Annotated in this window: 10 protein-coding genes; 1 reads left to right on the plus strand and 9 read right to left on the minus strand. The window is 64.3% G+C overall.

What is annotated here, in order from left to right; translation table 11 throughout:
- Nucleotides 1-116: 116 nt before the first annotated feature.
- The gene (locus ACVZTU_RS10790) at nt 117-2348 is read left to right on the plus strand and encodes a HelD family protein (RefSeq protein ID WP_139469778.1); all 2232 of its coding nucleotides are present in this window, start codon (nt 117-119) and stop codon (nt 2346-2348) included.
- Nucleotides 2349-2605: 257 nt separating this feature from the next.
- Here ACVZTU_RS10790 and nrdR read toward each other — a convergent pair whose 3' ends face one another.
- From nrdR to pgeF, 9 genes are all read right to left on the minus strand, one after another.
- On the minus strand, nt 2606-3103 hold the full coding sequence (gene nrdR, locus ACVZTU_RS10795; protein WP_025777954.1) for a transcriptional regulator NrdR: 498 nt from the start codon (nt 3101-3103) through the stop codon (nt 2606-2608).
- 2 nt (nt 3104-3105) lie between these two features.
- Nucleotides 3106-4416 (minus strand): histidinol dehydrogenase, encoded by a 1311-nt coding sequence (gene hisD / locus ACVZTU_RS10800; RefSeq protein ID WP_139908242.1) that lies wholly within the window; start codon nt 4414-4416, stop codon nt 3106-3108.
- 71 nt (nt 4417-4487) lie between these two features.
- Nucleotides 4488-7997: a DNA polymerase III subunit alpha gene (dnaE, locus tag ACVZTU_RS10805; protein ID WP_458311403.1), complete on the minus strand. Its 3510-nt coding sequence runs from the start codon at nt 7995-7997 to the stop codon at nt 4488-4490.
- A gap of 240 nt (nt 7998-8237) precedes the next feature.
- The gene (locus tag ACVZTU_RS10810) at nt 8238-9161 is read right to left on the minus strand and encodes an RluA family pseudouridine synthase (protein WP_482400376.1); all 924 of its coding nucleotides are present in this window, start codon (nt 9159-9161) and stop codon (nt 8238-8240) included.
- Nucleotides 9154-9690, minus strand: a complete 537-nt coding sequence (locus ACVZTU_RS10815) for a signal peptidase II (protein WP_139469774.1) — start codon at nt 9688-9690, stop codon at nt 9154-9156. Before ACVZTU_RS10815 ends, ACVZTU_RS10810 begins: the two co-directional genes overlap by 8 nt.
- A 124-nt stretch (nt 9691-9814) precedes the next feature.
- Nucleotides 9815-10618 carry a DivIVA domain-containing protein gene (locus tag ACVZTU_RS10820; RefSeq protein WP_482400377.1) on the minus strand — a complete coding sequence of 268 codons (804 nt, stop codon included), beginning with the start codon at nt 10616-10618 and terminating at the stop codon, nt 9815-9817.
- Nucleotides 10619-10922: 304 nt separating this feature from the next.
- Nucleotides 10923-11222 carry a YggT family protein gene (locus ACVZTU_RS10825; protein WP_101546294.1) on the minus strand — a complete coding sequence of 100 codons (300 nt, stop codon included), beginning with the start codon at nt 11220-11222 and terminating at the stop codon, nt 10923-10925.
- A gap of 93 nt (nt 11223-11315) precedes the next feature.
- On the minus strand, nt 11316-11834 hold the full coding sequence (locus ACVZTU_RS10830; RefSeq protein WP_101546293.1) for a cell division protein SepF: 519 nt from the start codon (nt 11832-11834) through the stop codon (nt 11316-11318).
- 78 nt (nt 11835-11912) lie between these two features.
- On the minus strand, nt 11913-12671 hold the full coding sequence (gene pgeF / locus ACVZTU_RS10835; protein ID WP_434589935.1) for a peptidoglycan editing factor PgeF: 759 nt from the start codon (nt 12669-12671) through the stop codon (nt 11913-11915).
- Nucleotide 12672 lies beyond the last annotated feature (1 nt).

Genomic DNA, 12672 nt, shown 5'->3' on the forward strand with positions numbered 1-12672 from the left:
CTCTGCCTACCCCCGGCAGACAGGGAATGTGAGGTACGCCCCGGTCCGAAATGACGATGCGACTACAGACACCGGGGAAAGTTCGGCATAATTGAATGCCGACCCAAGAAGGTGAGATGACCGAAACTTCAGAAATTCGTGTCGAGCAGACCAAGCTCGACGAGCTCTATGCCCGCCTCGATGAGCTCCGGGAGGAGACGACGGCCCGCCTGGGCACGGTGAGGGTCTCCGAGGTCGGAGGCAACCACCAGCACCGCACCGAACGCGATGCCTTCGCGACAATGTACGAAGATCAGCTCATCCGTCTCGACGGCGCCGAGGAGGGGCTGTGCTTCGGTCGCCTCGACATCATCGACGAAGACGACCCCACCTACATCGGTCGCATCGGACTCACCGACGAACAGCGTCAGCAGATCCTCATCGACTGGAGGGCACCGGCTGCCGAGCGCTTCTATCAGTCGACGGCCGCCAACCCCGACGGGATCGCCCGCCGACGTCACCTCGTCACCGCGAACCGGAAGGTCACCGGCATCGAAGACGATGTGCTCGACATCGACGCACTCGATGACGCTCAGCGGTCGAATCTCCAGGGCGAAGGCGCACTCCTCGCCGCCCTCAGCACTCATCGCACCGGACGGATGGGCGATATCGTCGCAACCATCCAGGCCGAGCAGGATGCGATCATCCGCCGTCCGCTCTCCGGCGTGCTCGTCGTCCAGGGAGGGCCGGGAACCGGCAAGACCGCCGTCGCGCTCCACCGTGCCGCTTTCCTGCTCTACCGTCACCGTGAGCGCATCGCGAAGTCCGGTGTCCTCCTCGTCGGCCCGTCGACTGTGTTCCTCAAGTACATCGAGAAGGTTCTGCCCAGCCTCGGCGAAACCGGGGCCGTTCTGCTCACTCCCGGTCAGCTGTATCCGGGACTCGATACGGATGCCGCAGATGCACCGGCTGTCGCCGAGATCAAGGGCCGCTCCGTCATGGCTCGGGTGCTGAAGAACCATGTTGCGAACTACCAGCGCATTCCCGACCACGATGTCGAGATGCGGGTGCGTTCGCACACGATCGTGCTGCGTCGCAAGGACGTTCAGTCCGCGCGCGATCGGGCTCGTCGCAGCGGGGACCCGCACAATGCCGCCCGCACCGGTTTCGTCACCGGTCTGCTGAAGATCCTCGCCGAGGATCTCGCCCGTGAGATGGGGATGGATGCGGCCGGCGAACGGCTGCCCGAGCTGCTCGAAGACCTGCGCTCCTCCGTCGACGTCCGACGCGCCCTCAACCTCGCATGGTTCCCCATCGGCCCGGCCGCCGCGCTGCGGTCTCTGCTGGGCAGGCCGCACAAGCTGCAGGCCGCTGCCCGCAAGGTCCTCACTCCTGCCGAGCAGTCGATGCTGCTCGAGCAGCGTCGGGATGAGTTCACGGTCGACGATGTGCCGCTGCTCGACGAGTTGGCCGAGCTGCTCGGTTCCGCCCCGCAGCAGACGCAGGCGCGGGATGACTCGGCACGCGAATACGCCGAAGCCGTCGTCGACATGACCGAGACCGGAGGGATGGTCTCCGCCGAGACCCTCGCTGCCCGCTGGGAGGAACAGGGACCGACGATGACGCTGGCCGAACGCGCTCTCGAGGACCGCGAGTGGACGTACGGCCACCTCGTCGTCGATGAGGCGCAGGAGCTCTCTCCCATGCAGTGGCGGGTGCTCTTCCGTCGCGTGCCGTCGAAGTCGGCCACGGTCGTCGGTGACCTCGCCCAGTCCTCGCAGGTCGACAACGCCCGCACCTGGTCATCGATCCTGAGCGAATTCGTCGGAGATCGTTTCGCCCTCCAGGTGCTCACGGTCTCCTACCGCACCCCGCAGTCGGTGATGGATCTGGCCAACCGCTACCTGCACCGGCATTTCCCGCAGCTCGAGCTCGTCGAATCGGTGCGCCAGGGAGGATCGGATCCGCGCCTGGATACCTTCGCCGACGAAACGGAGATGCTGGGCGCCCTCCCCGAGGCGGTCGCGGCCGAGGTGTCCGCCGCCGAAGGTGGGAAGATCGCCGTCATCGCTGATGAGGAACTCATCGAGCCCATCGCCGAGGCGATCGCGGACTTCGATTTCGGGCGGTCGGTCACGGGCTTGGATCATCAGATCGCCCTCATCACCCCGCAGCAGGCCAAAGGCCTCGAGTTCGATGCGGTGATCATCGTCGAACCCGGCCGCATCGCTCCGCTCGGCGGCGAGGAGGGCGTCGGCGGCCTCTATGTGGCGCTGACCCGCACGACTGAACGTCTGCGTGTCCTGGCATCGGCATCGACGGAACTCACCGAGCTCTTCTCCGCCGAAACGATCCGCCAAGCCGGCTGACCCAAACCCCCTATTACTACCTGACGGCGGCCCAGCAACCTCGCGCGAGGTTGCTGGGCCGCCGTCAGGTAGTAATTGAGGGGTGAATGTGAAAGGCCGCTTGGGTTCGGCTTCCCCTCCGAACCGCAAGCGGCCGCGCGCCGTAGCGCGCACGTTCAATACTACACAACTATTTCTGTACCGCGGTACTCGAAACGAAGATTTCTGACAGAAATCTCAGCAGTCTCAGGATCCGGTCGGCCGGGTCCCCGAGCAGCTCAGTCGGCGAAGTCGTCGGGGGTGGGTTCCCGAGTCTGACCGGACTGCAGCAGCGCATCGGCGCGCAGCGAATCGATCGCTGCCTCGAAGTCCTCGAGCGAGTCGAATCCCTGGTAGACGCTGGCGAATCGCAGGTAGGCGACCTGGTCGAGTTCGCGCAGCGGTTCGAGGATCGACAGTCCCACCTCGTCGGCGTCGATCTCGGCGATTCCGCGCGACCGGATATTCTCCTCCACCCGCTGAGCGAGCTTCGCGAGATCATCGTCGCTGACCGGACGTCCCTGGCAGGCCTTGCGCACACCCGACATGATCTTCTGACGGGAGAATTCCTCGGTGACTCCGGAGCGTTTGATCACCGACAGGCTCGTGGCCTCCATCGTGGTGAAGCGGCGACCGCAATGACGGCACTGCCGGCGCCGGCGGATCGCAGCGCCGTCTTCGCTGGTCCTCGAATCGACGACCCGAGAATCGGACTCACGGCAGAACGGACAGCGCATCTCTACTCCTCGAACCTGATGTCGACAGCCCGGCCGTGGGCCGGCAGCTGTTCGCCGTCGGCGAGAACACCGATGTGCTCTGCCACCGCGGACAGTGCCTGTCGGTCATAGTCGATGACCTGGCTGACCTTGATGAATGAGTGCACACCCAGCCCGGAGCCGTGCGCGGCGGTGCCCATCGTGGGCAGCACGTGGTTCGACCCGGCACAGTAGTCACCGAGTGACACCGGGGCCCAATCGCCGAGGAAGACCGCGCCCCCGTTCGTGATTCGTGCCCCGACCGCTTCCGCATCGACCGTGTGGACCTCGACGTGCTCACCGGCATAGCCGTTGACGACGGTGATCCCGGCGTCGAGGTCGTCGACGAGCACGATCGCCGACTGCCGTCCGGCCAGAGCCGTCCCGATCCGCTCGGTGTGCATCGCCTCCGGCACCTGCACGTCCAGCTCCTTCTGCACCGCGTCGGCGAGATCGACGGAGTCGGTGACCAGCACCGAGGCGGCCAGTTCGTCGTGTTCGGCCTGACTGATGAGGTCGGCGGCGACGAAGCGCGGATCCGCCTGTTCGTCGGCGAGGATGATGATCTCTGTAGGGCCGGCGACCGCGTCGATGCCGACCCGAGAGCGGACGAGCGACTTCGCCGCAGCCACATAGGCGTTTCCAGGACCGGTGATGAGGTCGACCGGCTCGAGGTCCTCACCGTCGTCGAAGCCATATGCCAGAGCACCGATCGCCTGTGCCCCGCCCATCGCCCAGACCTCGTCCACGCCGAGGATGTGTGCGGTGGCGAGCACGATCGGGTGCGGCAGACCATTGCTCTGCGGTGGGCTGGCGATCGCCAACGAGCGTGCACCGGCCGTCTGTGCTGGCACGACGTTCATGATCACAGTCGACGGGTAGACGGCCAGTCCGCCGGGCACATAGAGTCCGACCCGTTCGACCGGCAGGTGACGGGTGGTGACGAAGGCACCGGAGGCCAGTTCGGTGCGGACATCGACGGGGCGCTGATCGGCGGCGACCTTCCGGGCGCGGGCGATCGATTCGTCGAGCGCGGCCCTGACTGCGGGATCGAGTTCTGCCGCTGCTTCGGCCAGCGCGGATTCCGGTACCCGCAGCGTTTCGGGGCGCACTCCGTCGAAGCGTTCGGTGAAGTCCTTCACCGCGGCCGCTCCCCCACCGGCGACGGTGTCGAGGAGTTCAGCCACCCGTCGTTCGATATCGGCATGGGTCTCGACGGCCCGAGGCAGTTTCTGCGCCAGGAATCGCTTGTTGAGGGTCTCACCACGGAAGTCCAGAATGTTCACCCGCACCATTCTAGTCTCCGCAGCAGCACCGCTCTCCTCCCGCCCGAAGTGCGGACGAGGGCGGGCTCGGCGCTCGCGCCTCAGACGCTCAGGCAGCGGGAACCCAGCAGCGCCTTGAGATCTCCGTAGAGGCTCGGGTTCGGGTCGACTCGGATCGACCTGTCGAGGCGCATCACCGTCTGCCGTCCCGGCTGGGACAGAGTGATGTGGACATCGGTCTGGCCCTTGTTTGATTCGAGGATCTGCTTGAGTTTCGTCGCCATCTCCTCTGTCGCCTTCTCCATCGGCATGATGAGGTTGAGCGGCCGATCGTTGGGGTCGGTGACATCGGGAATCGTCATCGACATCGCCATCAGCGAGGTCGGACGGTCATCGGAGGTGCGGATGCGTCCGGTCAGGGAGATCACGAGGTCGGTCGCGAGAAGGCTCGCCACGGGCTCGTAGGTGTCGCCGAAGAACATCACTTCGATCTCGGCTTCGAGGTCCTCCAAGGTCACGATCGCATAGGGACGCCCGGAGTTCTTCGACACCTTGCGGGTGACCTGCGTGATCATTCCGCAGACCTTGATCTGGGATCCGTCATGACGGTGTGATTCAGGGTCGACCACCTCGGCGATGGAGGCATCTGATTCAGCGGCCAGCACGCCTTCGAGCCCGTTGAGCGGGTGGTCGGAGACGTAGAGGCCGATCATATCGCGCTCGAAGGACAGCTTCTCCTTCTTCTCCCACTCAGGACGGTCGGGAATTGTCACGGAGAATCCGGGTGAGTCGTCTCCCCCGCCGAGACCGGCGAAGAGATCGAACTGACCGTTGGCTTCCTGCCTCTTGACGCCGATGACCGAGTCGACGGCCTCCTCGTGGACTTCGACGAGTGAGCGGCGGCTGTGGCCGAGCGAGTCGAAGCCGCCGGCCTTGATGAGCGATTCGATCGTGCGCTTGTTGCACACATGGCTGGGCACCTTGTCGAGGAAGTCCGTGAACGAGGTGTAGGAGCCCTTCTCTCCGCGGGCCTCGACGATGCCCTCGACGACGTGGGCGCCGACGTTGCGCACCGCTCCCATGCCGAAGCGGATGTCCGTACCGACAGGGGTGAAGTGGAGGGCGGATTCGTTGACGTCCGGAGGCAGCACGGTGATTCCGAGGCGACGGCACTCGTTGAGGTAGATCGCGAGCTTGTCCTTGTTGTCACCGACCGAGGTGAGCAGGGCCGCCATGTATTCGGCCGTGTAGTGCGCCTTGAGGTAGGCGGTCCAGTAGGACACGACGCCGTAGGCGGCCGAGTGCGCCTTGTTGAACGCGTAGTCCGAGAACGGCAGCAGGATGTCCCACAGGGCTTGAGCGGCGGCTTCGGAGAAGCCGCGTTCCTTCATTCCGCCGAAGAAGCCGACCTGCTGCTTGTCGAGCTCGGACTTCTTCTTCTTGCCCATCGCGCGGCGGAGGATATCGGCCTGTCCCAGCGAATAGCCGGCGACCTTCTGCGCGATCGCCATCACCTGCTCCTGGTAGATGATGAGGCCGTAGGTGGTGTCGAGGATCTCCTTGAGCGGCTCCTCGAGCTCCGGGTGGATCGGGGTGACCTCCTGCAGACCGTTCTTGCGCAGGGCATAGTTCGTATGCGAATCCGCGCCCATCGGACCGGGGCGGTAGAGCGCCAGGGTCGCGGAGATATCCTCGAAGTTATCCGGCTTCATCATCCGCAGCAGGGCACGCAGACCGCCGCCGTCGAGCTGGAACACGCCGAGGGTGTCGCCGCGGGTCAGCAGCTCGTACGCCGCCGGGTCGTCGAGGGCGAGGTGCTCGAGGTCGAGATCGAAATCCCGGTTGGCTTTGATGTTCTCCACCGCATCGGAGATGATCGTGAGGTTCCGCAGCCCCAGGAAGTCCATCTTGATGAGCCCGAGGCCCTCAGATGTCGGGTAGTCGAACTGGGTGATGACCTGACCGTCCTGGAACCGACGCATGATGGGGATGACGTCGATGATCGGGTCCGAGGACATGATGACACCGGCGGCGTGGACGCCCCACTGACGCTTCAGCCCTTCCAGGCCCTTCGCGGTCTCGAAAGTCTCTCGGGCCTCCGGATCGGTGTCGACGAGTTCGCGGAACTCCCCGGCTTCCTTGTACCGCTTGGACTCCGGGTCCTCGATGTCCTTGAGCGGGATGTCCTTGGCCATCTCCGCCGGCGGCAGCGCCTTCGTCAGCCGCTCACCCATCGAGAAGGGTTTGCCGAGCACCCGCGCAGAGTCCTTCAGCGCCATCTTCGTCTTGATCGTGCCGTAGGTGACGATCATCGCCACACGCTCATCGCCGTACTTCTCGGTCACATAGTCGATGACCTCGCTGCGGCGACGATCATCGAAGTCGACGTCGAAGTCGGGCATGGACACACGGTCCGGGTTGAGGAAGCGCTCGAAGAACAGTCCGTGCTGCAGCGGATCGAGGTCGGTGATGCGCATAGCGTAGGCGACCATGGAGCCGGCTCCCGAACCACGGCCGGGTCCGACGCGGATGCCGTTGTCCTTCGACCAGTTGATGAAGTCGGCGACGACGAGGAAGTAGCCGGGGAAGCCCATCGAGATGATGATGTCGAGTTCGTAGTCGGCCTGCCGGCGGACGTCGTCGGGTACGCCGTTCGGGTACCGGTAGTCGAGACCCTTCGCGACTTCCTTGATCAGCCACGAGGTCTCGTCCTCACCGGGAGGGCACGGGAACTTCGGCATGTAGTTCGCCGAGGTGTCGAAGGAGACTTCGCACTTCTCGGCGATCTCGAGGGTGTTGTCGCAGGCTTCGGGAAATTCCTTGAACAGGGACCGCATCTCTGCGGGGGTCTTGAGGTAGTAGCCGGAACCGGAGAAGGCGAATCGCGAACCGCCCTGATCGTAGGTGGGTTCGATGAGCTTGGAGCCGGACTGGATGGCCAACAGCGCCTCGTGCGCCTTCGCATCCGATTCGTGCGTGTAGTGGAGGTCGTTGGTGGCGACCAGCGGAATGTCGAGTTCCTTCGACAGCCGGATGAGGTCCTTCGTCACTCGCTTCTCGATGGACAGACCGTGGTCCATGAGTTCGACGTAGTAGTTGTCCTTGCCGAAGATCTCACGGTATTTCCCGGCGGCCGCCTTGGCCTCTTCGTACTGTCCCAGGCGCAGCCGCACCTGCACCTCTCCCGACGGGCAGCCGGTGGTGGCGAGGAGTCCGTCGGAGTAGCTCTCGAGCAGGTCCTGGTCCAGTCGAGGCCATTTCGCCGTCACCGAGTCCAGTGAGGCATACGACGATGCCTTGAACAGGTTGCGCATGCCTGTGTTGTTCCGAGACAACAGGGTCATGTGGGTGTAGAGACCGCCACCGGAGAGGTCGTCGCTCTTCTGCGATTCGTCGGTGCGCCACTTCACGCGGGTCTTGTCCCGACGGTCCGTGCCGGGGGTGACATAGGCCTCGACGCCGATGATGGGTTTGATTCCGGCGGCTGTCGCCTGCGACCAGAAGTCGAAGGCGCCGAACAGGTATCCGTGATCGGTCGTGGCGATAGCGGACATTCCCGATGCCTTCGTCGCCGCCATCAGATCGGCGAGGCGGGCCGCACCGTCCAACATGGAGTATTCGGTATGGACGTGGAGGTGGACGAAGTCCTCGTTCGGCACTGGGCGCCGCCTTCCTGAAGTTGCCGGTGTTGCCGTTCCAGCTTAGTCCATCGGCACCCGTGGAGCGGGTTCCCGCGACTGTTGTTCCGGGCACTTCACGACGAGGTTCCGGTTTGTGCGGGTCCCGTCGGCGCGTCGCTCAGCAGTCAGTCTCCGACACAGTCCGGCAAGCGGCAGCGCGTGGTCGCGGCGTCAGTGCGGCCGGATGCGGTCGAGCGCGGTCTGCAGGTCCTCGGGGTAGCCGCTTTCGAATTCGACCCACTTCTGCGTGTCGGGGTGGTGGAAGCCGAGTTTGACGGCATGCAGCCATTGGCGTTCCAGACCGAGTTCCTTCGCCAGCACCGGATCGGCACCGTAGGGCAGGTCGCCGACGCAGGGGTGTTTGGTGGCGGAGAAGTGGACGCGGATCTGGTGGGTGCGTCCGGTCTCCAGGTGGACCTCGACGAGTGCGGCGCGGCGGTGGGCTTCGATCACCTCGTAGTGGGTGATCGCGTTCTTGCCTTCGGTGCGCACTGCGTAGAGTCCGTCGTGCTTGGGGTGTCGGGCGATCGGGGCATCGATGGTGCCGAGCACTGGATCGGGCAGTCCCTGCACGACCGCATGGTAGGTCTTTTCCACCGTGCGTTCCTTGAAGGCGCGTTTGAGCACGCTGTAGGCGTATTCGCTCTTCGCCACGACCATGAGCCCCGAGGTTCCGACGTCCAGTCGCTGCACGATGCCCTGACGTTCGGGGGCGCCGGAAGTCGCGATGCGAAATCCAGCGGCGGCGAGCCCGCCGACGACGGTGCGTCCGGTCCAGCCGAGAGCCGGGTGTGCTGCCACCCCGACGGGCTTATCGACGACGACGAATGCGTCCTCGTCGTGGACGATGCGCATTCCCGGCACTGGATCGGGCACGACCTCGAGGGGCTTCTTCGGTTCGGGCATCATGATGTCGAGCCGTTCGCCGGCGATGACGCGATCGGACTTGATGACGAGGCGCCCGGACATCTCCACTCCCCCGTCGGCGCAGATATCGGCGGCGGCGGTCCGGGAAAGGCCGAGCAGCTTCGACATCGCAGCGTCCACGCGCTGACCGTCGAGTCCCTCGGGGACCAGGATGGAGCGTTCAGTCATGAGAGTCCTCTTTCACGCGGGTGGAGTCCGATCCGTCGATGTCGATGCCTCTGAGACTGACGATGACCAAGGTCACCGCGGCAGCGGAGATCGCGATGTCCGCGACGTTGCAGATGAACAGCGACAGATCGATGAAGTCGACGACGGCTCCGTGCAGGAATGCGGGTTCGCGGAAGAGCCTGTCGACGAGGTTGCCGAAGAGTCCGCCCAAGAGCAGACCGAGACCGATCGCCCATGCTCTCGAGCCGAGTTTGCGCGAGATCACGAGGATCGCGACGAAGACGCCGATGGCGATGATCGGGAAGATCCACGTCACGCTCGAGCCGAGGCCGAGGGCGGCTCCGGGATTGCGGTAGAAGGTAAATCCGGCCAGCGATCCGATCACAGGCACCGGAGGCTGGTCTTCGAGGAGACTGACGGCGAGGAATTTGGTGAACTGATCGATCACGAGCACGACTGCCGCGATTGTGAACAGCAGGGCCATCATGGCGGCGCGAGGTCGTTTCACCCGTGAGGCAGGATCGTTCATTTGGTTCATTCTAGACTACCGCCGAGGCCGCGGGATTCACCCGCACGACGGTGCAGTGTGCGGACACGACGGAGGCCCGGGTACTCCGCGGAGTTCCCGGACCTCGGTCGGTGATGCGCTGAGATCAGAGCTTGTGGTTCGAGGAACCGCCCAGTGGGCCGTTTCCGTCGAGGGTCTCCGGAGCCAGGCTCGTGGAGTTCTCGAGGTCACGCAGCTGATCGTTGAGGTAGCTCTTGAGTCGAGTGCGGTACTGGCGCTCGAAGTTCGAGAGCTGGTCGATGGAGCGCTCGAGGGTCGACTTCTGCGATTCGAGGGTCGACAGAGTTTCGTCGCGCTTGGACTCGGCCTTGCCGACGATGTCGGCGGCTTCCTTCTCGGCGCCCTTGATGAGCTCGTCGCGCTTGCGCTCACCTTCGGCAACATGCTCGTCGTGGACGCGCTGAGCCAGAGCGATGAGACCATGAGCGTCTCCGTCGCCGCCGACCGCGGCAGCACCGAGACCGGCACCCGCAGCTCCACCGGCGGCACCGGCGGTCATCGCTGGTGCGGCGGAGTTGTCCTGCGGAGCGGGAGTGGCTTCCTTGACGACCGGGGCCGGGGTCTCTTCGACCGGTGCCGGAGCGGCAGGTGCCTCGGCCGGAGCCGGAGCCTCTTCCTTCGCTTCGGGAGCAGGAACGGCGGCGGGCATCGCCTGAGTGGCGTCGATGTCCTGTGCCGGTGCAGCGGAGGCGCCGCCGGCTTCGAGTTCCTTCACGCGCTGTTCGGCGGTGGAGAGCTTCTGACGCAGTTCGTCGTTCTCCTGGTAGAGACGGCGAATCTCAACGACGACCTCATCAAGGAAATCGTCGACTTCGTCCTGGTCGTACCCGTCGCGGAACTTCACATGCTGGAACCGCTTGTTTACTACGTCTTCAGGCGTGAGCGCCATGAGGTCACCTTCGGTCGATCTACATTCATTACGCTGCCGCCCAGAAGGACGGCTTCAACGTCACATTAGCGTAACACCTGCAGTTTTGTCCCGCAGTAATGGCGTGTCTCGCATTCAATGACGAAGTTTTCCGCGTTCGAGGCTAACAACTCGAGCACACTGACAGCCAATTCCGGTGAGCATATTCACCATTTATCCGGTATTCGATCAATCGAATACCCTTCATCGACCGGCGCATTCTTCACGCCGTTCCCCATATCCATTCACAGTGGTTCTTCAGCGGAGAACACTGTGATGGCGGGTATCAGGCGGAGGTGTGCGAAAGGTTGAAGAACACCGACGCGATGATCTGGATGCCGATGAGCAGGACGATGAATCCCAGGTCGAGCGAGACCTGTCCCAGCCGCAGCGGCGGAATGATCTTGCGCAGCAGCTTCAGGGGCGGATCGGTGAGTGTGTACACGATCTCGGCGAGGACGAGGAGGAAGCCCGTGGGCCTCCAATCGCGGGAGAACACCTGGACCAGATCGAGCACGACTCGCGCCAGGAGCACGTAGACGTAGAGGCTCAGTGCAGTCCCGAGGATGTAGAAGATGATGGCCACGTGGGTCCCCCGCGCCTTTCGTTGTTGCTTGAGTTCTGAGGCTTCAGCCTATCGGCTCCAGCTGAGGACGAGTTGAGAGCTTCTCCGGCCCACTCAGCTCTGATTGAAGAAGCTGGCCTGAGTGTCCGAATCGGCTTCGCTCTCGCCGGCGACTTCGATGTTCTCGGGGGTGAGCAGGAAGACCTTGTTCGTCACGCGCTCGATCGACCCGTGGAGGCCGAAGATGAGACCGGCGGAGAAGTCGACGAGGCGCTTGGAGTTGTTCTCGTCCATCTCCGAGAGGTTCATGATCACAGGGGTGCCCTCACGGAAGGCGGCACCGATGACCATGGCGTCGTTGTAGCTGCGGGGGTGGATGGTCCTGATGCGGTTCATTGAGGTTCCTGGCGCCGGGGTGTCTACGGGACGAATCGGTGACGGGTGGATCGGTGTCACCGGAGCCGGAGTCCGTTCCTCGGCTGCGGCCGGTTCGTCGTACTGGTCGTCCTCGTCGAAGGTCTCGACGACCTCGCGATCCCGGCGGGCGGGTTCACGACGGTCGGTGTGCTGGGTGGTCTCGTCCTCTTCTTCGACGAAACCCAGGTATTCCAGCGTCTTCTTGATTGCTGACATGTCTAAAGCTCCTCGGACTTCGGCACTTGCTCACCTGTCGCCCAAACTATCGCACGCAAGCATCTGGGCCGGTGAGTCCTATGGGTGTGTCGCGGTGTTTTCTTCCTGCAGCCAGATGATCCCTGCGAAACGGCCCGTGCGCTTCTGCCTGCGGTAGGAGAAGAGGTCCTCGGATTCCTTCGTGCAGGTGCGCGAGAAATGATCGATGGTCACATCGTTCCGGCGCAGCTGTTCGGCCACGGCCCCGGCGACGTCGAGTGCCGGTGTTCCGGTCACCGACACCGAGGCGGCTGTCGGCTCGATCGCCGCGACCTCGCTCCTCAGCTCGGCTGGGACTTCGTAGCAGCGCGGACACACCGAGGGACCGATGACCGCGTGGATGTCCCGTGCACCGGCGTCGTGCATCGCGGCCACTGTTCTGCCGACGATTCCTGCGGCCATTCCCGGGCGGCCCGCGTGGACGGCGGCGATGACACCGGCGTCGGCATCGGCGAGCATGACAGGGGTGCAGTCGGCGACCATGATCGCCAATCCGAGTCCCGGGACGGTCGTCAGTTGGGCGTCGGCCTCCACCGGAGTCTGCCGCAGCTGTGCTTCGTCGCCGATGATGTGCACATCGGTGCCGTGGACCTGGGAGACGAACGAGAGCCGCTCGCCGCTCAGGCCGATGACCTGAGCGAGAGCGGCTCGGTTGGCTGCGACGAGTTCGTCATCGTCTCCGACGTGGCGGGCGAGGTTGAACGAGGAGAAGTCCCCGCTCGAGTATCCGCCGTGCCGGTCGGTGAAGGCGATGTGGGCGGTGCGCCCGCCCGGGATGACGAACCTCGAGCGCAGCATA

The organism is Brevibacterium sp. OS20 (assembly GCF_056837565.1).

Excerpts from the sequence above, each read along its gene's own strand:
- ACVZTU_RS10815 (WP_139469774.1), bottom strand. The coding sequence starts at position 9,690 with ATGAACGATCCTGCCTCACGGGTGAAACGACCTCGCGCCGCCATGATG.
- ACVZTU_RS10830 (WP_101546293.1), bottom strand. The coding sequence starts at position 11,834 with ATGTCAGCAATCAAGAAGACGCTGGAATACCTGGGTTTCGTCGAAGAA.
- ACVZTU_RS10790 (WP_139469778.1), top strand. The coding sequence starts at position 117 with ATGACCGAAACTTCAGAAATTCGTGTCGAGCAGACCAAGCTCGACGAG.
- hisD (WP_139908242.1), bottom strand. The coding sequence starts at position 4,416 with ATGGTGCGGGTGAACATTCTGGACTTCCGTGGTGAGACCCTCAACAAG.
- dnaE (WP_458311403.1), bottom strand. The coding sequence starts at position 7,997 with ATGTTGGACGGTGCGGCCCGCCTCGCCGATCTGATGGCGGCGACGAAG.
- ACVZTU_RS10820 (WP_482400377.1), bottom strand. The coding sequence starts at position 10,618 with ATGGCGCTCACGCCTGAAGACGTAGTAAACAAGCGGTTCCAGCATGTG.
- ACVZTU_RS10810 (WP_482400376.1), bottom strand. The coding sequence starts at position 9,161 with ATGACTGAACGCTCCATCCTGGTCCCCGAGGGACTCGACGGTCAGCGC.
- nrdR (WP_025777954.1), bottom strand. The coding sequence starts at position 3,103 with ATGCGCTGTCCGTTCTGCCGTGAGTCCGATTCTCGGGTCGTCGATTCG.
- pgeF (WP_434589935.1), bottom strand. The coding sequence starts at position 12,671 with ATGCTGCGCTCGAGGTTCGTCATCCCGGGCGGGCGCACCGCCCACATC.